20 protein-coding genes are annotated in these 19,180 nt (G+C 71.5%); 4 read left to right on the top strand and 16 right to left on the bottom strand.

What is annotated here, in order from left to right:
- Positions 1 to 3: 3 nt before the first annotated feature.
- The 10 genes from SJY07_RS06535 to SJY07_RS06490 are packed head-to-tail and all read right to left on the bottom strand — an operon-like array spanning position 4 to position 10,682.
- Complete coding sequence (locus SJY07_RS06535; RefSeq protein WP_380157861.1) at positions 4 to 1,083, bottom strand: MSMEG_0568 family radical SAM protein; 1,080 nt, start codon at positions 1,081 to 1,083, stop codon at positions 4 to 6.
- On the bottom strand, positions 1,083 to 1,637 hold the full coding sequence (locus SJY07_RS06530; RefSeq protein WP_380157859.1) for an MSMEG_0572/Sll0783 family nitrogen starvation response protein: 555 nt from the start codon (positions 1,635 to 1,637) through the stop codon (positions 1,083 to 1,085). The genes SJY07_RS06535 and SJY07_RS06530 overlap by 1 nt, the downstream gene beginning before the upstream one ends.
- A gap of 10 nt (positions 1,638 to 1,647) precedes the next feature.
- Positions 1,648 to 2,484, bottom strand: a complete 837-nt coding sequence (locus tag SJY07_RS06525; RefSeq protein WP_380157857.1) for an amidohydrolase family protein — start codon at positions 2,482 to 2,484, stop codon at positions 1,648 to 1,650.
- Positions 2,485 to 2,536: 52 nt separating this feature from the next.
- Positions 2,537 to 3,379 carry a carbon-nitrogen hydrolase family protein gene (locus SJY07_RS06520; protein WP_380157855.1) on the bottom strand — a complete coding sequence of 281 codons (843 nt, stop codon included), beginning with the start codon at positions 3,377 to 3,379 and terminating at the stop codon, positions 2,537 to 2,539.
- Positions 3,380 to 3,394: 15 nt separating this feature from the next.
- On the bottom strand, positions 3,395 to 4,684 hold the full coding sequence (locus SJY07_RS06515) for a glycoside hydrolase family 125 protein (RefSeq protein WP_380157854.1): 1,290 nt from the start codon (positions 4,682 to 4,684) through the stop codon (positions 3,395 to 3,397).
- A gap of 9 nt (positions 4,685 to 4,693) precedes the next feature.
- Complete coding sequence (locus tag SJY07_RS06510; protein ID WP_380157853.1) at positions 4,694 to 5,650, bottom strand: ROK family protein; 957 nt, start codon at positions 5,648 to 5,650, stop codon at positions 4,694 to 4,696.
- 3 nt (positions 5,651 to 5,653) lie between these two features.
- Positions 5,654 to 7,447: a family 20 glycosylhydrolase gene (locus tag SJY07_RS06505; protein ID WP_380157852.1), complete on the bottom strand. Its 1,794-nt coding sequence runs from the start codon at positions 7,445 to 7,447 to the stop codon at positions 5,654 to 5,656.
- 41 nt (positions 7,448 to 7,488) lie between these two features.
- Positions 7,489 to 8,364, bottom strand: coding sequence for a carbohydrate ABC transporter permease (locus SJY07_RS06500; RefSeq protein WP_380157851.1), 876 nt, complete (start codon positions 8,362 to 8,364; stop codon positions 7,489 to 7,491).
- The gene (locus tag SJY07_RS06495; RefSeq protein ID WP_380157850.1) at positions 8,364 to 9,350 is read right to left on the bottom strand and encodes a carbohydrate ABC transporter permease; all 987 of its coding nucleotides are present in this window, start codon (positions 9,348 to 9,350) and stop codon (positions 8,364 to 8,366) included. The genes SJY07_RS06500 and SJY07_RS06495 overlap by 1 nt, the downstream gene beginning before the upstream one ends.
- 39 nt (positions 9,351 to 9,389) lie before the next feature.
- The gene (locus tag SJY07_RS06490; RefSeq protein WP_380157848.1) at positions 9,390 to 10,682 is read right to left on the bottom strand and encodes an extracellular solute-binding protein; all 1,293 of its coding nucleotides are present in this window, start codon (positions 10,680 to 10,682) and stop codon (positions 9,390 to 9,392) included.
- Positions 10,683 to 10,906: 224 nt separating this feature from the next.
- Here SJY07_RS06490 and SJY07_RS06485 point away from each other — a divergent pair, with 224 nt between their 5' ends.
- Complete coding sequence (locus SJY07_RS06485) at positions 10,907 to 12,079, top strand: ROK family protein (protein ID WP_380157846.1); 1,173 nt, start codon at positions 10,907 to 10,909, stop codon at positions 12,077 to 12,079.
- 12 nt (positions 12,080 to 12,091) lie between these two features.
- A complete protein-coding gene (locus SJY07_RS06480; RefSeq protein WP_380157844.1) occupies positions 12,092 to 12,676 on the top strand; it encodes a GNAT family N-acetyltransferase in 585 nt (194 codons plus the stop codon).
- A gap of 21 nt (positions 12,677 to 12,697) precedes the next feature.
- On the opposite strand, the gene SJY07_RS06475 is transcribed toward SJY07_RS06480, so the two are convergent.
- The 6 genes from SJY07_RS06475 to SJY07_RS06450 all read right to left on the bottom strand — a co-directional run bounded on the left by SJY07_RS06475 (position 12,698) and on the right by SJY07_RS06450 (position 17,120).
- On the bottom strand, positions 12,698 to 13,204 hold the full coding sequence (locus SJY07_RS06475; RefSeq protein WP_380157843.1) for an HNH endonuclease signature motif containing protein: 507 nt from the start codon (positions 13,202 to 13,204) through the stop codon (positions 12,698 to 12,700).
- A gap of 244 nt (positions 13,205 to 13,448) precedes the next feature.
- A complete protein-coding gene (locus SJY07_RS06470) occupies positions 13,449 to 13,865 on the bottom strand; it encodes a hypothetical protein (RefSeq protein WP_380157841.1) in 417 nt (138 codons plus the stop codon).
- An 82-nt stretch (positions 13,866 to 13,947) separates the two neighbouring features.
- Complete coding sequence (locus tag SJY07_RS06465; protein WP_380157839.1) at positions 13,948 to 14,151, bottom strand: hypothetical protein; 204 nt, start codon at positions 14,149 to 14,151, stop codon at positions 13,948 to 13,950.
- Between the two features lie 181 nt (positions 14,152 to 14,332).
- Positions 14,333 to 15,286: an LLM class flavin-dependent oxidoreductase gene (locus tag SJY07_RS06460; protein ID WP_380157837.1), complete on the bottom strand. Its 954-nt coding sequence runs from the start codon at positions 15,284 to 15,286 to the stop codon at positions 14,333 to 14,335.
- A gap of 9 nt (positions 15,287 to 15,295) precedes the next feature.
- Positions 15,296 to 16,504, bottom strand: a complete 1,209-nt coding sequence (locus tag SJY07_RS06455; RefSeq protein ID WP_380157835.1) for an MFS transporter — start codon at positions 16,502 to 16,504, stop codon at positions 15,296 to 15,298.
- On the bottom strand, positions 16,494 to 17,120 hold the full coding sequence (locus SJY07_RS06450) for a LysE family translocator (protein ID WP_328295073.1): 627 nt from the start codon (positions 17,118 to 17,120) through the stop codon (positions 16,494 to 16,496). The genes SJY07_RS06455 and SJY07_RS06450 overlap by 11 nt, the downstream gene beginning before the upstream one ends.
- A 199-nt stretch (positions 17,121 to 17,319) precedes the next feature.
- Here SJY07_RS06450 and SJY07_RS06445 point away from each other — a divergent pair, with 199 nt between their 5' ends.
- Both SJY07_RS06445 and SJY07_RS06440 read left to right on the top strand, forming a co-directional pair.
- On the top strand, positions 17,320 to 17,886 hold the full coding sequence (locus tag SJY07_RS06445; protein ID WP_328295074.1) for a manganese efflux pump MntP family protein: 567 nt from the start codon (positions 17,320 to 17,322) through the stop codon (positions 17,884 to 17,886).
- Between the two features lie 145 nt (positions 17,887 to 18,031).
- Positions 18,032 to 19,174: a glutathione-independent formaldehyde dehydrogenase gene (locus tag SJY07_RS06440; protein ID WP_328295075.1), complete on the top strand. Its 1,143-nt coding sequence runs from the start codon at positions 18,032 to 18,034 to the stop codon at positions 19,172 to 19,174.
- Positions 19,175 to 19,180: the final 6 nt, after the last annotated feature.

Raw genomic sequence — 19,180 nt, 5'->3', positions numbered from 1 at the left:
CCCCTACGCGCCGAGGTTCTGCAGGACCGAGCAGGCGCCGCAGGCGGCGCAGCCGGCCATCTGGTCCGACCCGCGCATCCCGGCGGCCTGCAACGCCTCCGCGACCCGGCGCGAGACGTCCGCCAGGACGGCCGGATCGGGTGCGGCGGCCCCGTCCTCGTCCACCGCGAGGGTGCCGGCCAGCGGCCGGAACGGGACGACGAACGGGTAGACGCCGAGCTCGACGAGGCGCTGCGCCCCGGCGACGAGTTCGTCCGGGTCCTCACCCAGCCCGACCAGCAGGTAGGTGGAGACCTGGTTGCGCCCGAACACCCGGACCGCCTCGGTCCACGCCGCCCAGTACTCGGCCAGCGGGCCGCTCGACTTGCCGGGCATCCACCGACGGCGGACCCCGTCGTCGAGGGACTCGACGTGGATGCCGATCGACGACGCCCCGGCCTCCCTGAGCTCGGTGATCGTGGCGAGGTCGGCGGGGGGTTCGCACTGCACCTGGACCGGCAGTCCCGGAACGGCCGCCACGATCGCCCGGACGCACCGGGCCAGGTGCCGCGCCCCCCGGTCCGGTGCGGTCGAGGTCCCGGTCGTCATGACGACGTGCCTGACCCCGTCGAGGCGGACCGCGGCCTCCGCGACCTCGGCCAGCATCGCCGGGGTCTTGACCGCGATCGTCGCGCCGGAGTTCAGGGACTCCTCGATGGCGCAGAACCGGCAGCGGTTCTCCGGTGCGTAGCGGGAGCACGTCTGCACGACGGTCGTCGCGAGGACGTCCTTCCCGTGCAGCTTCGCGATCTTCTCGTAGTTCGTCCCGTCGGCGGTCTCCAGGTCGTAGAACCTCGGCCGTCGCACGGGCTCGACCTCGATGCCGAGGTCGGTGACCGACCCCATCCGCTCGATGAGCAACCGCCCGTCACGGACGAGGTAGGGGCTGTCGGCACGCCGGGGGATCGCGGAGGCGAACCCGTCCAGGACCACGTGGCCGTCGTCGCTGGGGCCGGCCCCACCCGTGCGGCGCACGGGCGTGGCCAGCCGGACACCCCGGATCGCGACGTCGGCACGCGTGGCGACCCTGTCCGGGCAGGACATCAGAGGTTGTAGGTCGAGTTGATGATCGCGCCCTTGCGGGCGTAGTGGATGAGGGCGTCCTGCACGTCGAGCGGGTGGCAGGGGATGACGCCCTCGATGAGGTCCTCCTCGCGGTTGCCGTGCAGGGCCAGGCCGAAGCGGCAGCAGTAGACCGTGCCGCCCTCGGCGATGAACGTCGCCAGCGAACCGTTGATGTTCTGCTCACCCGGGAAGCCCGAGTCCCCGACGGTCGGGAAACCGCGGGTGTCGATGCAGTTCATCGAGCCGGGACCGTAGAAGTAGATGGCGGAGTCGAAACCCTTCCGCAGCGCGCGGGTGGCCTGCAGGACCGCGACGAAGCTGACCGACGACTCGTGGGCGATGCCGTGCACGAGGGTGAAGTAGGTCTCACCGCCCTCGGCCTGGTAGTCGGGGAACACCTTGGTGGAACCGTAGAGGTTCTCGCCCTTCGCCTTGCTCGGGTGCGGGACCTCGGCCAGCGACTTCGCGATGTTCGCCTCGATCTGCTCGTCGATCGCGGTGCCGGTGGTCGACGTCGTGGTGGTCGTGGTCATGTCTGGCTCCTCAGCCGTAGAGGGTGGAGTAGTTGTCCTGCAGGAACATCCGGACGAGTTCGGAGTTCCCCGAGGCCGCCTGCAGGCGAGCGAGCTCGCCCGCGTGGTCGCCCCACGGTTCGTCGCTGGCGAAGAGGACGCGGTCCGCGCCGACCCCTCGCCGTTCGATCTCCTGCGCGAGCCACCGGGGCGCGAAGCCGATGGCCCAGCTGGTGTCGGTGTAGACCTGCTTGCCGGCCTCGATCCAGTCGAAGAACCGGCCACCGATGAGTTTGACGTGGGCGCTCATCCCGCCGCCGAGGTGGACGAGGTGGATGCGGACGTGGTCGCCGTAGCGCTCCACGAGCTTCCCCACCTCGTCGATGTCCGAGGCCGCACCGGGGGAGGTGTGCACGTGCACGACCAGGTTCCGCTCGCGGGCCGTGCCGAAGATCTTCTCGATCTGCGGTTGCGAGGTCGGGTCGTCGACCCCGCCACCGAGCAGGAAGCTCGTCTTGAGCGCGACCACCCCACGTTCCCCGGCCAGGGCCAGGGCGGCGTCGGTGAGTTCGGCGTCCTGGGCGCGGGGCGAGGTCCACAGCCCGCAGAGGAACCGGTCGTCCTTCGCCGCGGTCTCGAGGACCAGGTCGTTCAGGGCGAAGGACGCCGCCGCGACCGGGACGCCGTAGTTCGGCAGGAGGAGGGCCCGGGCCGTGCCCTCACGGTCGAGGTCGGCGAGCAGGTCCGCGATCTGGTCGCGGGCCGTGGTGTCGGGGTTGACCGGCGGGCCCCCGTAGAAGGGGTACGCCGGCAACCGTCCGAGGTGACGGTGCGCGTCGTACGTCGTGGTGCTCGGGGTGTTCGGCACGGGACATAGTTCACGCCCTAACTGTTTCGTGCTGGTTACACCTGGAACACGTTCAGGTTTCGTACACGTCGCTGCGCCGCTCGTCCAGGTGGTGCAACGTGCGCCGCGCCCGGGCGACCTCGGCCTCGACGTCGACCTCGACCGCGGCCAGGCCGCCCTTGGACCCCGTCCGGGCCAGGACGTCGCCTCCGGGGCCGACGACCTTGGCCTGACCGAGGAAGCGGAGCGAGCCGTGCATGCCGGTCTGGTTCGAGGAGATCCAGACGACCTGGTTCTCCGCCGCCCGGGCGCAGTCGTAGAGGTCGAAGAGGCGCGACTGGCGGTCCTGGGGGAGTCGTGAGGCGCGGTCGGTCACGCTCGCCGGCCAGGCGGACAGGCAGGCGATGGCCTGCGCGCCCTGCAGGGCCAGGGTGCGCGCGGCCTCGGGGAAGGTCTTGTCGAAGTCGATGAGCATCCCCAGCCGGCCGACGGGGGTGTCGAACGCGGCCAGCCGGTCACCCGCCGCGTACAGCTCCGCCTCACCGGGCGGCAGGTGGACCTTGCGGTGCCGGCCCAGCACCCCGTCCCCGCTGAGGCAGACCGCCGCCGGGTGCTGCACGGGGGTGCCGTGGACCTCCTCGACCTCGGTGTAGCCGAGGCACACCGTCAACGGTCCGCACGCCTGCCGCAGGACCTCGAACACGGGGTCGTCCGCGGCCAGGGCCGGGGGGACCTGCGCGGAGTCGATGTCCACGAGGTCCGGCAGGTAGCCGCCCAGGGTGCCGTGCGGCAGCACCAGCAGGTCGGTCCGGGACGCCCGCGCCTCGGCGACGATCCCCAGCGCCTTCGCGAGACCGCGCTCGAGGTCGGGGCCGAAGTTCGCGGCCACCGCCGCGACGCGGACGGGGTGGGACACGTCAGGAACCCCGCGTCAGTCGAACGCGGCGACGTGCTCGCCCAGCAACGACAGCGCGAGCTCGCAGAACATCGAGTCGGCCCAGGAGAACCACTCCCGCGTCCACTGCGAGGGGTCGTCGACGTGGAAGCCCTCGTGCACGTGCAGGGTCCCGTCGTCGGTGTCGGCGATGAGCTGCAACGTCGCGACCCGCTCCTCGGGGTCGCCGCTCGTCAGGGCCTGCACGGCCAGCGAGATCGGCCAGACGTAGCGGTCGGGGGTGTGCGGGCTGCCGACCCCGGTCGCCGCGGTCCCGCGGTGGAACCACGGGTTCGCCTCGCTCAGGACGAGGGCCCGCGTCGCGACGTAGAGCGGGTCGTCGGGCGCGCACGCGCCCAGCAGGGGCAACGACAGCAGGCTGGGGGTGTTCGCGTCGTCGGCCAGCAGGACGCCGCCGAGACCGTCGACCTCGTAGGCCCAGACCCGTCCGTGCACCGGGTGCTCCACCACCCCGAACTCCTCGACCCCCGCCCGCAGTTCCGTGGCCAGGGTCTCCGCGTCGTCGGCCAGCCGCGCGTCGTCGAACACCTCCCGCGCGAACGTCACCACGTGGTCGAGCGCGCGGGCGGCGAAGAGGTTCGCCGGGACGTTGTAGCCGTACTCGCAGGCGTCGTCGCTGGGCCGGAAACCCGACCAGGTCATGCCCGTGCGGCCGAGCGGGGTCCCGAGACCGTCCCGGTCGAGGGTCTCGCTGCGCTCGTCGGTGGGGCGCACGAAGCGGTAGGGGGACTTCTCCTCGTGGTCCTGCTCGAGGCGCCACTGGTCGACGATCGCCCGGCAGGCCGCCGCCGCGTCGTGCCCGAGGACGTCGTCGCGGCCGGTCGCCCGGCGCAACCGGTGGGCGAGCAGCACCGGGAAGGCCAGGGAGTCGACCTCGTACTTGCGTTCCCACAACCAGGGGTCGTCGCCGAGGTCGCCCGGTTCGTGGCAGGCGCCCGTCGGGCCGTCGTTGAAGGCGTTGGCGTAGGGGTCGTGGACGATCGAGGTGAACTGGGTGCGCAGCACCCCCGCGATGACGTCGGCCAGCGCCGGCGCCCGGTCCAGCAGCAGCAGGTACGCCTGCCACTGCGCGGTCGAGTCCCGCAGCCACATGGCCGGGATGTCGCCCGTCACGACGAAGACGGATCCGTCGGGCCGCAGGGTCGGGGTGCGGTCGACGGTCTCGCGCAGGGCCCGGGCGAACATCGCGCCCACCCGTTCCCCCGCGCGGCGCGAGACCTCTGCGCTGAGGTCGTCCACGAGGCCTTGCGGCAGCAGTTCGCTCACGCCCGCAACCTAGCGCGCGGCCTCTACCCGCCACAGGTTCGCCGCCCCGATGGCCGCGACGGGACGGTCCCCGGGCAGCAGGACGAGCCGGTCGTGCAGGGCGAGCCCGCGCAGGAACGGCGAACCCACCGCCTGCTGCTGCAGCGCGTCGGACACGCTGCGCAGCAACGGGTCCCCGAGGGCCGCGACCCCTCCGGCCAGCACGACGGTGCTCGAGTCGGCGGTCAGGGCCAGGGTGCGCACGGTGAGGGCCACCGCCGCGGCCCACCGGTCGCGGACGCCGACGGCGGCCGGGTCCCCGGCCTCGGCCGCGGCGAACAGGTGGACGGCGGAGCGTCCTTCGTCCCCGTGCGGCCACGCGCGCCGCAGCGCGGCACCGGAGGCGATCGTCTCCAGGCAGCCCCGCTGCCCGCAGCCGCAGAGGTGGCCGTCCCGGTCCAGCGCCAGGTGGCCGATCTCGCCGGCCGCGCCGCTCGATCCGCGCAGCACCCGACCGTCGACGACGATCGCTGCCGCGAGGCCGGTGCCGAGCGAGACCAGGGTCAGGTCGCCGCCGAGCACGGCGTGCGCGCCGAGGGCGGTCGCCTTGACGTCGTTCTCGACGACGACGGGAACACCGCCGACCGCGCGGCTGACCAGGTCGGCCAGCGCCACCCGTTCCGGACCGAACCCCAGGTTCACCGCACTGCGCACGGTCCCGGCCACCGGGTCCACGAGTCCCGGGATCCCGATCCCCACGCCGGCCACGGGCAGGGGCGAGTCGCCCACCAGGTCCGACACGAGGGCGACCACCGTCGACACCACGTCGACGACGCCCCCGGGGGAGGGACGGCGCGCCGTCGCGAGGACCTCGTCCCCGGGACCGAGCGCCACCCCGTCGATCTTCGTCCCGCCGATGTCGAGGCCGACGCGCACGCTCGCCCGCGGGCCCCGGAGCTCGGCTCGCCGGGGCGTGAGCACGGCCACCGGTCAGCTCACCGCACGCAGCAGGGCGTGGCGCAGGGTGGAGAACTCGGCGAGGCTGTCGGCCAGCCCACCCGGCCGCGACCGCAGCAGCCAGCACGCCCGCTGCTCCTCGAGCAGGTCGTCGAGCTCGGGGAGCATCCGCGCCGCCGCGGTCGCCTCGAACGAACCGTCGCTCTCGCGGGCCTGCAGGACGCGGACGGCGAACTCGCTGAGCCGCAGCGCCTGGGTGAGTTCGCGCAGCACGACGTCCCCGTCGGAGGCGGCGGGTTCCGCGGTGCGCAGGTCGAGCAGGCAGTCGGTGAGGATCCGCTGCGCGGCGGTCAGGGCGTCCGCGCTCGGCACGGCCCACGGCGCCAGGTCGTCGGTCTCGCGCAGGGCGAGGACCAGCGGCGAGGCGTTGAGCACCGGGGTGCCGAGGACGTGGCAGACCTTCCCCGCCCGCACGAGGACGTCGCCGGTCACCCCCCGCGGGTCCAGCAGCAGCCGCTCGTCGAGGACCTCGGCGACGTCCAGGTCGCGGTTGCTCTCCAGCGACCACGACACCGCGCCGCCGAACAGCACCGGGCCGAAGGCGACCGACGGCGGGTCCCAGTGCCCGTGGTCACCCCAGGAGGTGTTCAGGTACCCCTGCGCGGAGTTCGCCAGGCCGACCTCGGCCGCGTCGACCATGTTCCCCAGCGCGTTCTCCCACCGGCCGAGCAGCGAGTTCCAGTTGCTGGCGCCCGGGGCGACCCAGAACGGGATGCCCGCGTCGAGCAGCAGCTTGGCGCGGTCGCGGAACCCGTCGCGGAGCTTGGTGACGTCGACCCCGAGGCTGCGCCACTCCTGGACCTGGTCCGGCTGCGCGGCGTCGACGACCTCGGCCAGCAGACCGGGGGAGTCGTACTGCCAGACGACGGGGATCGCGCCGGCGGGGACCTTGTCCATCAGTTCGGGGTGGTCGCCGAAGACGTCGGCCCAGAACTCCACGGTGTAGCCGCGGTCCAGCCAGGGCTGCATGACCTCGGTGACGTAGTCGAAGTACACCGTGCCCAGGCCGACCTCCTCGGCCCGCTGGCGGCTCTTGCCCTGGCCGAGTTCCCACGGTTCGTCGGCACCGATGTTGATGCGCTTCGTCCGGAAGTTCGGGGTGACGTCCTCGAGGAGCTCCTGGACGAACGCGGCGTTCTCGGAGGTCGGTTCGACGGTGCTCGGCGGGCGGTGCTGGCCGCGCATCGTGAACCCGTCCTCGTTCTCGGCGCGCTTGAGGTGCTCGGGGACCTTGAGGAACCGTTCCATGTGTCCGAGGGTGTTCTGGTTGCAGACCAGTTCGATGCCCTTGGACGCGCACAGCGCGTCGAGCCACTGCAGGTCCTCCGCGGTCAGCGGGGAGGCGTCCTGCCAGACGGCCTGCTGGCCCGTGAACGCGTAGGTGTGCTCGGTGTAGAGCTCGAGGGAGTTGATGCGGGCCAGGTCGAGGACCTCGACCCACCGGGCCAGGGTGCGGCGGGTCGGTACCCGGTCGCGGCTGACGTCGAGCATGAAACCGCGGACGGGGAAGTCCGGGTGGTCGGTGATCGAGTAGCTCGTCGTCGCGAAGTCGCGGTCCGCGCGCAGCTGGTCGAGCGCGGCGAGGCCGTAGCGCAGACCCGCGGCGTCGGAGTGGGTGAGCGTGACCCCCTCCGCGGAGGTCTCCAGGGAGAAACCCTGAGCCGGGACCGAGGCGTCGAGGACGACGCGCACGGGTGCGTCGATTGCCGGGCCGACGCCGGTCTGCACCGACAGCGTCTTCGGGCGGGGGAAGGGGGTGACAGGCACGGGGGAGCTCCAGGTCGTGGGTGGTTCGGGGAAGGCGGGCGTCAGCCCTTGACGGCGCCGGCGACCATGCCCTTGGTCATGGCGTTCTGGACGAGGATGAAGACGATGAGGACGGGCACGGCGACGAGGGTCGAACCGGCCATCACACCGGCCCAGTCGGTCTCCTGCAGGTTGGAGGAGAACGTCTTCAGCCAGACCGGTAGGGTCAGCCGGTCGCCCGAGGCGAGGATCACGAAGGCGAGGGTGAACTCGTTCCACGCGACGAGGAAGCCGAAGACGCCCGTCGCGACGAGACCGGGCCCGAGCAGCGGGACGGTCACCCGGAAGAACGCGCCGAACCGCGAGCAGCCGTCCATCATGGCCGCCTCCTCGAGCTCGACGGGGACCCCGTCGACGAAACCCTTCAGCATCCACACCGTGAACGGGACGATGAGGCCGACGTAGAGCAGCGACAGGCCCGGCACGGAACCGAGCATGCCCCAGCCGTCGAGCATCCGGTACTGGGAGATGAAGAGCGCCTCGGCCGGGATCATCTGCACGACGAGGACCCCGACGAGAACCGCCCGGCGACCGACGAAGGAGAACCGGCTCAGCGCCACCGAGCCGAGGACGGCGGCCAGCAGGGAGACGGCCACGGCCAGGAACGTCACGGCCGCGCTGAAGCCGAGCGATCGCCAGAACAGGGAGTCGTGGAAGATCTGCTGGAACGCGTGCACGCTCGGGTGGATCGGGGCCAGCAGCGGTGGCGTGTCGCGCAGCCGGTCGGCCGGCATGAGCGCCGAGTTGATCATCCAGTAGATCGGGAAGGCCCAGATGAGGGCGAGCACGATCGCCACGACGTTCCACACCGCGCGGTGCTTGTTCTTGGCCGACCGCGTCGTGTCGAACAGTCGGGGGTTGTCCGTGGCCGTTGCCATCAGAGGTCTCCCTGCTTCATGAGGGTGCGCATGTACCGGAAGGTCAGGACGAGGACGAGGAGCAGCATGACGGTGGCCAGGGCGGAGGCGACGCCGTAGTTCCCGCCGCTGATGCCGGTCTCGTAGACGTAGGTCCCGAGCAGGTTCGTGGCCTTGTTGTTGCCCGCGCTGGACTGCAGGACGTTGATCTGGGTGAAGACCTTGAGGTCCCAGATGATCTGCAGCATGAAGAGCAGCAGGACGACCGGCTGGATGATCGGGAGCACCACGGAACGCAGCCGGGTCCAGCCGTTGGCGCCGTCGAGCTGGGCGGCCTCCAGGACCTCCTCGTCGACCTGGTTCAGGGCCGCGTAGGTGGACAGCGTCACCAGCGGCGCCGACGTCCAGATGACCGCGATCGCGGCGATCGCGAAGAAGCTCCACGGGCTGCCCGCGAGCCAGGAGTAACCGCGGAAGCTCTCCAGGCCCATCGAGGTGAGGATCCAGTTCAGCAACCCGTAGCGCGGTTCGACCAGCCACTTGTAGACGGTCAGGGCCGCGAGCGGCGGCATGGCCCAGGCGAGGACCAGGGCGATCTGCAGGGCGATGCGCGGGACGACCGAGAGTTGCTGCATCAGCACCGCGAGCGCGATGCCGACCCCCATCGTGAGCACGGCGCAGACCGCGCAGAACGCCACGGAGCGCGCGACGACGGTCCAGAAGTAGGAGTCCGTGAGGATCTGGGTGTAGTTGTCGAGACCCACCCACGTGGGCGGACGGCCGAACTGCTGGGCCAGCCCGAACTCCTGGAAGGACATGATGAACTGCTTGACCATCGGGTAGCCGAGGGAGACGACCACGAGCACGACGGGCAGGACCAGCAGGAGGTACGGGACCACCAGCGAGCTGCGACGACGCCGCGGTCGGGACCGACCCCGGCCCGGGGCGGGAACCCCCGGAGCGAGGGTCGGTGCGCTGCTGACGCCGGCGCTGAGCTGATCGGACACCACGGTTCTCCTCCTGCTGGTCCTCGAGATCTCTTCGGGTCAGCTCTTGTTGAGCGCGTCCGCGATGGTCTTGTCCACGTCGGCGGCGACGGTCTTGACGTCCTCGCCCTTGGCGATGCGCACCCAGAAGTCGCGGGGGACGTTGTTGCCGTCGAGGACGCCCCACTGCGGGGAGTTCGGCGTGAGGACGGAGTTCTCGATGATCTCCTGGGCGATGGAACCGGTCGGGCCGGTCAGCGCGGAGGCGAAGGAGGTGCGGCCGGGGATCCAGCCGCCGATCTTGGCCATGTCGGTCATGAAGTCGTCGCCGTACATCAGCTTCATGAGCGACTTCGACAGGTCGACGTTGTGGTTGTTCGCCGAGATGCCCAGGCTCGAACCGCCGGAGAACGTCTTGCCGATGCTGCCCGGGGTCAGACCCGGGAGAGCCAGGACGCCGACCTTGTCCGCGTCCCACATGGCCTGGTCGATCTTGGCCGAGGCGACGTTCAGGGCGCTGTACATGCCGATCTTGCCGTCGTTGAACAACTGGTACGCAGCCTGCACGTTCTCGTTGGAGTCGAGGGCGTACTTGGTGGCGTTGAGCATGAGGTCCTGGACCTGGGCCAGGGCGGCCTGCGAGCCGGGGTCGGACAGCATGCCCTTCCAGGTGTCGCCGTCCTTCTCGGCGTACTGGCCGTCGTGGGTGAACAACCAGCCCTCGTTGGTGTGCGGGTCGGCGCCGGGGAAGTAGATGCCGGAGAAGTCCGGGTTCTTCTCGGGGTTCGCGGTGTTCAGGGCCTTCGCGGCGGCGACGAGTTCGTCGAGGCTGGTCGGGACGGCGATGCCGGCCGCCGCGAACAGGTCCTTGCGGTAGTAGTACACGCGGGCCCCGGCGTACATCGGGGTGGCGTAGAGCTTGCCCTCCCACGAACCGGCGTCGATGAAGCTCTGGATGAGGTCGCTGCCGCCGAGTTCGTCCTCCATGTCGGAGATGTCGAGCAGGGCGCCGACCGAGGAGAACAGCGCGACCTGGGTGTTGCCGAACTCGACGACGTCGGGGCTCTCGTCCTTGCTGGCGAGGCTGGTCTGCAGCTTGGAGACGATGCCGTCCCACTGCTGGACCTGGATGTTCAGGGTGGCGCCGGCGTTCTCGGCCTCGAACGCCTTCTTCAGCGCGGCCTGCGTCTCGTCGGGGACGGAGTCCTGCATGAACCAGACGGTGAGGGACTTGCTGTCCCCCCCACCGCCGGAGGTGCCGGAGGAGGAGCTGTCGCCGCCGCAGGCGGCGAGACCGCCGAGGAGGGCGGCGCCGGAGGCGCTGGCGAGCAGGGATCGCCGGGTGAGGTTCATGGGGCGGCAACCTTTCGAGGTCCGGAGCGACGGTGCAGGACGGTGTTGGCGGTCGAGCAGGTGTGCTGGACGGGCGACGAGCGTTCGACTCTGCGTTGAGTCTCGACACCCCGGCGTTCGCGTGACAAGTGTTAGGACACCTGCTTAACAAGAATGTAACCCTCCCTGCCCATCTCGTGAAGGGGGACTTGCCGGGAGATTCGTAGGTAGGGGAAACTAATCGGGTGACCCTCCCCGCGGTGCCCGTCCCGACGCCGCACCCGACGCGGTGGCGCGCCTCCGCACGGGGCCTGCGGCCCAGCGCGAAGGTCCTGCCCTCCCACGCCCGCGCGCACAACCGCTCCGTCGTGCTGGGGCTCCTCTTCCACGAGGGGCCGGTGTCGCGCGCCGACCTGGCCCGGGCCACCGGCCTCACCCGGGTGACGGTCTCGGAGATCGTGGCGGACCTGCTGACCGACGGGCTCGTCGCCGAGCTGGGCCTGCGGCCGGAGGGACGCGTCGGCAAGCCCGCCATGATGGTGGGGTTGCGCTCGGCGGAGCACCACGTCGTCGCCGTCGACCTGCAGCGGCTGCCCGCCGCCCGCATCGCCGTCCTGGACCTGTCGGGGGCGATCGTCAGCGAGAGCACCACCGACTTCACCGGCCTCCGCGGCGAGGACGCCGTCACCGCCCTCGACGGACTCTGTCGCGAGGTGATGGCCGCCGCGGGGCAACGAGTCGTCGGGGTGGGGATCGGGACCCCCGGCATCGTCGACGAGACGGGGGGCGTCGTGGAGTCCTCCCGGCTGGGCTGGACGGGCCTGCCCCTGGGTCAGCGCCTGTCCGCGTCCCTCGGGGTGGGCGTCCACGTCGCCAACGACGCGGACACCGCGGCCCTCGCCGAGTTCACCTACGGCGAGGCGTCCTCGTCCGGGTTCATGACGGTCGTCGTCGGTCAGGGCGTCGGGGCGGGACTCGTCCTCGACGGCCGTCTCGTCCGCGGGCACCGCCTCGCGGCGGGGGAGATCGGACACCTCACGGTGGACCCGAAGGGCGAACCCTGCGAGTGCGGTCGGCGGGGCTGCCTCGAGACGATCGTCGCCCCGACCTACCTGGCGCGGACCCTCGAGGGGCGGAGCCCGGCCCGACGGCGGACGGCGCTGCGTGACGCCGGTCGTCGCCTGGGTGCGGTGCTGGCCCCGATCGTCGCCGCCCTCGACCTCGAGGAGGTCATCCTCACCGGGCCGGGAGAGCTGCTCGACGGCCCCCTCCTCGAGGCGGCCCGCGAGACCGTCGACGCCACGTGCCTCCCCTCCGACGCCGGAGCGCCGCAGGTGCGGATGGCGGAGCTCGGCGCCAACGGCGTGCTGCAGGGCGCCGCCGCCCTCGTGCTCTTCGGCGAGTTCGGCTTCAGCTGACAGGCTGGGGCGGTGAGCGAACCCCTCGAGGCCGTCACCTGGCCGCTGCACACCGAGCGACTCCTGCTGCGCCGCGCCACTGCCGCCGACGAGGACGCGCTGTGGAGCTACCGCCGCCTGGTTGAGGTCAGCCGCTGGGGGTCGTGGCACGCGCAGGACCGCGCGGACTTCCACGCGATCCTGCTCCCGAGGTTGCGTGACCAGCTCGTCGTCGAGCACGAGGGTCGTGTCGTGGGCGATCTCATGGTCAAGGTCGAGGACGCGTGGGCCCAGCGCGAGGTGCGCGACCGTGGCCGGGATGTGCAGGCGGAGCTCGGGTGGGCCCTGGCGCCGGCTGCGACCGGCCAGGGGTTCGCCACCGAGGCGGTGCGGGAGGTGATCCGAACGTGCTTCTCGGACCTCGGCCTGCGCCGTGTCACGGCCAACGCCTTCGCGGACAACGAGGCCTCGTGCCGGCTCGCCGAGCGGGTCGGGATGCGTCGGGAGTCGTACTGCGTCGGCGAATCCCTGCACCGTGACCTCGGGTGGGTCGACAGCGTCGGGTACGCCCTGCTCGCGAGCGAGTGGGTGGGACGCACGTCCGGCCCCGCAACGTGATCGCTGCGGGGCTGTCGTGTCTCAGAACGGGGGATGGTCGGGCAGGCTCGGCCAGAGTTCGGTGGGTTTCCCGCTTCGGGCCGCGATCCGGGCTAGCTGGGCTCTGGTGGCTTCGAAGACGTACTGGGTCTTGAAACGGTGGTGGCCCCGGCAGTACGCGCGGAGGTTGTTCGCGGTGGTCTGACCTTCCGGCCAGGGGATGGCGTGGTCGAGGTCGCAGTTGACGGCGGGGACGTGGCAGCCGGGAGCCTGGCAGTACTCATCGCGGGCGGTGATGAAGCGGCGCATCGCGTCGGTGATGGCGTAGGCCTTCGCACCGATGTCGATGACGTCACGGGTGCCGGGAGATTGGACGACCTTGCGCCACATCGCGCCGGTGGTGGTGGCGAGTTCGCGGGCGACGTGGGCCGGGACCGCTCCGAGGCCGTCGACGGTGGCTTCCTCGTCGTCGAGGCCGAGGAGGGTGGTGGCGTCGATGCGGACGTGGACCTGGACCGACGTCGCGGGGCGGTGGGTGCGCTCGATCACCGCGGGTGAATCAGCGGTGGCAGGTGCGCTGGGATCCGAGAGGGCTGGGACGGCGCGGTCCATGGCGTCGGTGAGCATGTCGACGATGACGTCGCGGACGCGTTGGCCGTGGGAGCGGGTGTCGAGGAGGCCGGCTTTCTTGGCCGCGTCGGCGGCCTGGTCGGCAGCGGCGTTGGTGTGGGCGACCAGTCGCAGGGCGAAGGCGGTGGGGGCGGTGAACCCGAGGTGGCTGTTCAGGCCGTCCTCACACGGGGTGTCCGATGCCGCGGGGGTCGTCGTTCTTCTCCAGGACGACGGATTCGTAGCCGGGCGTCAGTTCCCGGACTTTCCGGGAACACTTGATACCTAATTTCCGCCCGGTCAGGCCGGTTTGGGCGTGGTGGACGGCGTCGGTGAGGTAGTCGTCGAGGGCGGCCGCGTAGGCGTCTCCGTGCAGGAGTTTCTCGCCCTCCTCGGCGGTGGTGTCGATGACGCGTCCGTCGGGGTCGATCTCTTCGGTGAGGGTGGCGGTGCGCGCGCTGAGGCGTTCGGCGTGGTCTTCGATGGTGCGGGCCTGGTAGCGGGTGACGGTTGCGTCGGCGACGGCTTGCCAGAGGGCGCGGTGGTCGTGGCCTCGGCGCCAGGCGTTGTGGATGGTGGCGCGGGCGCGGTCGAAGTCCATGCCTTCGTCGCGGGAGTACTCCTCGGCGACGAGGTCGACGGCGGCTTCCCAGCGGTCGAACCCGGTTCCTGGAGCCAGCGCGCTAGCGCTGGAGGATGGTGACCCCGTGGTCTTGGAGTTGGTCGAGGTCGGGGTGGGGGGAGTCGTGGACCATGGTGACGGCGTCGGCGACGCCGAGGTAGAACAGGGCGTGGGCGGCGTCGGCGAAGCGGCGGTACTTGCCTGGGAGGCCGAAGGCGACCCCGGTGGGGTCCTCCTCAGTCCGCTCCGCGAGCGCTGCCGTCATGTCTTGATTCTACCGCGTTCGATCCTTTCGAACAAGACAAACGCATTGTGCTGCAACGCTTTCACTGAGTCATGCAGATGCTGGCCCTTGATGGATCCGGCGCTCGACCTCTAGACGGCGAACCGCTGTGCAGAGGCGAACAGCACGGGCCGGTGCCGGAGCGTCCCGACGATTCCGCCGCCTACTGCTGGAGCGGCAGGATCGTGGCGAGGGAGTCCAGGGCGCCCAGACGGTCCTCGCCGACGGGGAAGAACGACACCTCGTCCAGCCCGGCGGCCTCGAGTTCCGCGATCCGGGAACGGATGCGTTCGGGCGTTCCGACGAGGGCCAGGTCGTCGACCCACTCGTCCGGCAGGCGGCGGGTGAACTCCTCGGCGTCGGCGCACTCGGCGCGCAGCGCGTGGAGTTCCTCGGCGTAGGCGGAGGGGGCGACGTGGGCGGCGGCGTCGGGGGCACCGACCCACACCAGGCCGGGGCGCACCAGGTCGCGCGCCCGGGCGGGGTCGGCGTCGACCGCGGTGAGTTCGTAGCCGATCAACCGGTGGCCGGGCGCGTCGCCGATCTGGGAACGGGCGGCGCGGGCGTACTCCGGCGTGACGGGTTCGGCGAGCAGGGTCGCGTCGAGGTGCTCACCGGAGATCGCGAGCGACTTCGGTCCCCGCACGCCGGCGGCGACGGCGGGGGGCACGGCCGGCGGTGAGTCGAGGCGGACGCCGTCCAGGTGCACGTAGCGGCCGTCGAGGGTGACCGTCTCCCCGTGCAGCAACCGTCGGACGGCGGTGGCGTGCTCGGTGAACGACGTGAGGGGGCTGGCCCCCCACGCCCCGGCCTGGCGCATCCAGCCGGGGACCCCGTGGCCCAGGCCGAGGGTGAAGCGGCCGGGGAAGAGGTCGGCGAGGGTGGCCGCCTCCATCGCCGTGAACACCGGGTTCCGCGCCGCGGCGGGGGCGATGCCCAGCCCGACGTGGATCCGGCTGGTGATCGCCAACGCGGCCGCGGCCTGGGCGAACCCACCCCGGAACCCGAGGTCCTCGATCACCCAGAGGGTGTCGAACCCGAGCTCCTCGGCGCGGCGGGCGAAGGGCAGGACGTCGGCGACGGGCAGGTCGCGGGGGAGGGTCACACCGGTGTGCACGCCCCGAACCTACCGGTCGGCGGGTCGGGCCACGGACCGGGCGAAGAACGCCGAGATCGCGACCATGACGAGCACCACGAGGATCGCGGACCGCAAGCCGGCGTGCTGGCCGACGAACCCCAGCACCGGCGGTCCGACCAGGAACGCGGTGTAGCCCGCCGTCGCGACGGCGCTCACCCGGCGGGCCGCCCCGACCGGGTCGTCACCGGCGGCGGAGAGGGCGACGGGAAAACCGAGGGCCGCTCCGAGACCCCACAGGAGCACCCCGGGCACGGCCACCGCGATGCCCGGGGCGAAGGAGACCAGCCCGATCCCGACGACGGCCGAGCACGCGGAGGCCAGCACCACCGGCGTCCGGCCGAACCGGTCGAGGAACCAGCCGCCGCCGAACCGGCCGACCGCCATCGCGCCGCCGAAGGAGGCGAACACCAGCGCTCCCGTCGTCGCGCTCAGCCCGAAACCGTCGACGACGATGAGCGGCAGCCAGTCGCCCGCCGATCCCTCGGCCAGCGCCATCCCGAGCACGATCACCCCGATCGCGATCGTGCGGGTCTCCCGCCACACCCCGAGGAAGCTCCGCGCCGCGTCCGCGAGGGCGAAGGGGTGCGCGCCGCGTGGTTCGACGCCGGTGGCGGCGGGGAGCCCACGCACCAGCCACACCGTCGTCGCGGTGGTCAGCACCGCCATCCCCAGCAGGTGGACGAGCACCGGGAGGTGGGTCGCCGTGGCCAGCAGTCCCAGCAGCGCGCCTACGCACAACGCGAGGCTGTAGGCACCGTGCAGGCTCGGGACCACGGTGCGCCCGACAACGGCCTCCAGAGTGATCCCCTCCACGTTCAGCGCGATCTCCCCGGACCCCATCCCGAAGCCGATGGCCGCGAGTCCCAACGCCACCAGCCAGCCGAAGCCCACCGTGGCCCCGACGGCGACGACGGCCGTCCCGCAGGAGAGCGTGAGCAGTCCGGTGCGGACGACCGCGCGGGCGCCCGACCGTGCGACGTAGCCGCCGCCGATCGCGATCCCGACCATCGAGCCGACGGACATGCCGGCGATGACGACACCCATCTGCGCCGTGCTGGCGTGCACGAGGTCGCGGATCGCGGGGGTCCGTGACGCCCAGCTCGCCATCGTGAGTCCGCTGCACGCGAAGGCGGCCACGAGCGACGCTCGCCAGCGCGTGGTGCCGAGGCCCTGCTGCGTCGCCACGTCAGCGGGCACTGACGACGGTGCCGACGCCGAACGCGGTGAGGACCGCGGCGCTGATCCGGTCCAGCGCTCTCGTGACCCGTGGGCGGCGGATCCAGCCGACCGCACGAGCGGCGACGTGCGCGAGCACCGTGAGGTAGGTCAGGGCGACGACCGCCTCGAGCGCGCCGAGCAGCAGGGTGGCCCGGACGGTGTTCCCCGCCGGGACGAACTGGGGGACGACGGCGAGGAAGAACAGGCCCACCTTGGGGTTGAGCACGCAGGAGACGAGGCCGGAACGCCAGGCCCGGGCCAGTCCCGCCCCGTGCTCACCGTCCACCGCCGGACCGTCGCCGCGGGCGGTCCGGCGGCTCTGGACGAACGTGCGGATCCCCAGGTGGACGAGGTAGAGCCCGCCCAGCACCTTGACCACCTGGTAGGCCTGCGCCGACCGTTCCAGCAGCGCCGCGAGACCAACCGCGACGGCGGTGGCCCAGACCATCGCCCCCACCGCGGACCCGAGTGCGGTCGCCACGCCGGTGCGGGCACCGTGCAGGCTGTGCCGCAGCACCAGGAACGTGTTCGGCCCGGGGGTCAGTTCGAGGAGCAGGCACAGGGCGCAGAACGCCAGGACGGACTCGAGTGTCACCGCCTCATCCAACACGGCCCGGAGGGGCGTCGGCCACCAGCAGCTGCAGGGTCACGCGGTGATCGAGGTTCGGTGCGGCGAACTCCCGAGGGCGGTGGTTCCGTCGTCCGGTGGCCGGGACACCGGTCGGGAGAGTTCATCAGCCCGTGGAACCCGTTCGGCTGCAAGGGAATCCGGCCTGTTGTGCCATGCTGGCGACGTGTCCCTGCTGACGTTGCTGCTCATCGCCCTCGGTGTCTCGGCCGACGCCTTCGCCGTCGCCCTGGGCAAGGGGCTGCACCTGCGCAGGCTCACCCGGCGCGACGCGATCTCGATCGCGCTGGCCTTCGGGATCTTCCAGGCGCTGATGCCGGTCGTCGGGTACCTGCTGGCGCGCAGCTTCCGCGGCTACATCACCGCGTGGGACCACTGGATCGCCTTCGGTCTGTTGAGCCTGATCGGCGGCAAGATGCTGTGGGAGGCCATCACCTCCGGTGCCGACGACGAGGCGGACGCGGAGGGGATCGAGCTGCGCGAGCTCCTCGTCCTGTCGTTCGCGACGAGCATCGACGCCCTGGCCGTCGGCATCAGCTTCGCGTTCCTGGACGTCTCGATCGTCCCGGCCTCGATCCTCATCGGGGTCGTCACGGCGGTGATCTCGCTGCTGGGCGTGCACATCGGCCACCGGGCCGGGGTGAAGTTCCGCAGGCCCGCCGAGATCGCCGGCGGCCTCGTCCTCATCGCCATCGGGGTGCGGGTCCTGCTGGACCACCTCGGCGTCCTCTGAACGGGGTGGCTGCGCGTTCAACGAGCGTTCCCCGGAGTCCGCTCCTACGGTCGAGGAGCACCAGGACGACCGCGGAGTCCTCGAGACCCGGTGGACTCCCTGGTGCCCCAACGCGCAGCACCGCACCACCACCCAGGAGGTTCCAGTGAAGGCACTCGTCTACAACGGCGCGTTCGACGTCTCGGTCCAGGACGTCCCCGACGCCCGGATCGAAGCACCCACCGACGCCGTCGTCCGCATCACCTCGACGAACATCTGCGGTTCGGACCTGCACATGTACGAGGGACGCACGGACATGGAGACCGGGCGGGTGCTCGGTCACGAGAACATGGGGATCGTCGAGGCCGTCGGCGCCGGCGTCGACCGCATCAAGGTCGGGGACCGGGTCAGCCTGCCGTTCAACATCGGTTGCGGCACGTGCGAGACCTGCGTCGAGGGGAAGACCGGGTTCTGCCTGCGCGCCAACCAGGCCGGGACCGCCGGTGCCGCGTTCGGGTTCGCGGCGATGGGGGAGTACGCCGGGGGGCAGTCGGAACTCCTGCGGGTCCCGTGGGCCGACTTCAACGCCCTCGTCCTGCCCGCCGGGACGGAGAAGGAACTCGACTACACGATGCTGTCGGACATCTTCCCGACCGGCTGGCACGGGGTGCAGCTGTCGGGCTTCCAGCCCGGTGACTCCGTCGTGGTCTGGGGTGCCGGCCCCGTCGGGCTGATGGCGGCGCACAGCGCGCGGATCGCCGGTGCGGCGGAGGTGTTCGTCGTCGACGCCAAGCCCGACCGGTTGAAGCTCGTGGAGAAGGCGGGTGCCACCCCGATCGACTACTCCGCCGGGGACCCCGTCCAGCAGATCATGGACGCCACCGGGGGCCGGGGGACCGACCGAGGGGTCGACGCCATCGGCTACCAGGCCCACGACACGAGTGGGGAGGAGGACGCGTCGATGGTCCTCAACCAGCTCGTCCAGGTCGTGAAGGCGACCGGCGGCATCGGCGTGGTGGGCATCTACCTGCCGCAGGACCCGGGGGCCAAGGACGAACTGTCCCGGCAGGGGAAGATCGCCTTCGACTACGGGACGTTCTGGTTCAAGGGTCAGACGATGGGCACCGGCCAGTGCAACGTCAAGGCCTACAACGTGAAGCTGCGCAACCTCATCACGGCCGGTGTCGCGACCCCGGGGTTCATCGTGAGCCACGAGCTCGACCTCACCGCCGCGGCGGAGGGGTACCAGAAGTTCGACCAGCGCGAGCAGGGCTGGACGAAGGTCGTCCTGCACCCCTCCGGCGTGTGAGCTGAC

It is taken from the genome of Kineococcus sp. R86509, assembly GCF_042466365.1.
In the GTDB taxonomy this organism is placed as follows: Bacteria; Actinomycetota; Actinomycetes; order Actinomycetales; family Kineococcaceae; genus Kineococcus.
Note: the sequence above shows the minus strand (reverse complement) of the source record. Positions and strands in the feature narration are given on the sequence as shown.

Excerpts from the sequence above, each read along its gene's own strand:
- SJY07_RS06535 (WP_380157861.1), bottom strand. The coding sequence starts at position 1,083 with ATGTCCTGCCCGGACAGGGTCGCCACGCGTGCCGACGTCGCGATCCGG.
- SJY07_RS06530 (WP_380157859.1), bottom strand. The coding sequence starts at position 1,637 with ATGACCACGACCACCACGACGTCGACCACCGGCACCGCGATCGACGAG.
- SJY07_RS06500 (WP_380157851.1), bottom strand. The coding sequence starts at position 8,364 with ATGGCAACGGCCACGGACAACCCCCGACTGTTCGACACGACGCGGTCG.
- SJY07_RS06490 (WP_380157848.1), bottom strand. The coding sequence starts at position 10,682 with ATGAACCTCACCCGGCGATCCCTGCTCGCCAGCGCCTCCGGCGCCGCC.
- SJY07_RS06470 (WP_380157841.1), bottom strand. The coding sequence starts at position 13,865 with ATGGACTTCGACCGCGCCCGCGCCACCATCCACAACGCCTGGCGCCGA.
- SJY07_RS06465 (WP_380157839.1), bottom strand. The coding sequence starts at position 14,151 with ATGACGGCAGCGCTCGCGGAGCGGACTGAGGAGGACCCCACCGGGGTC.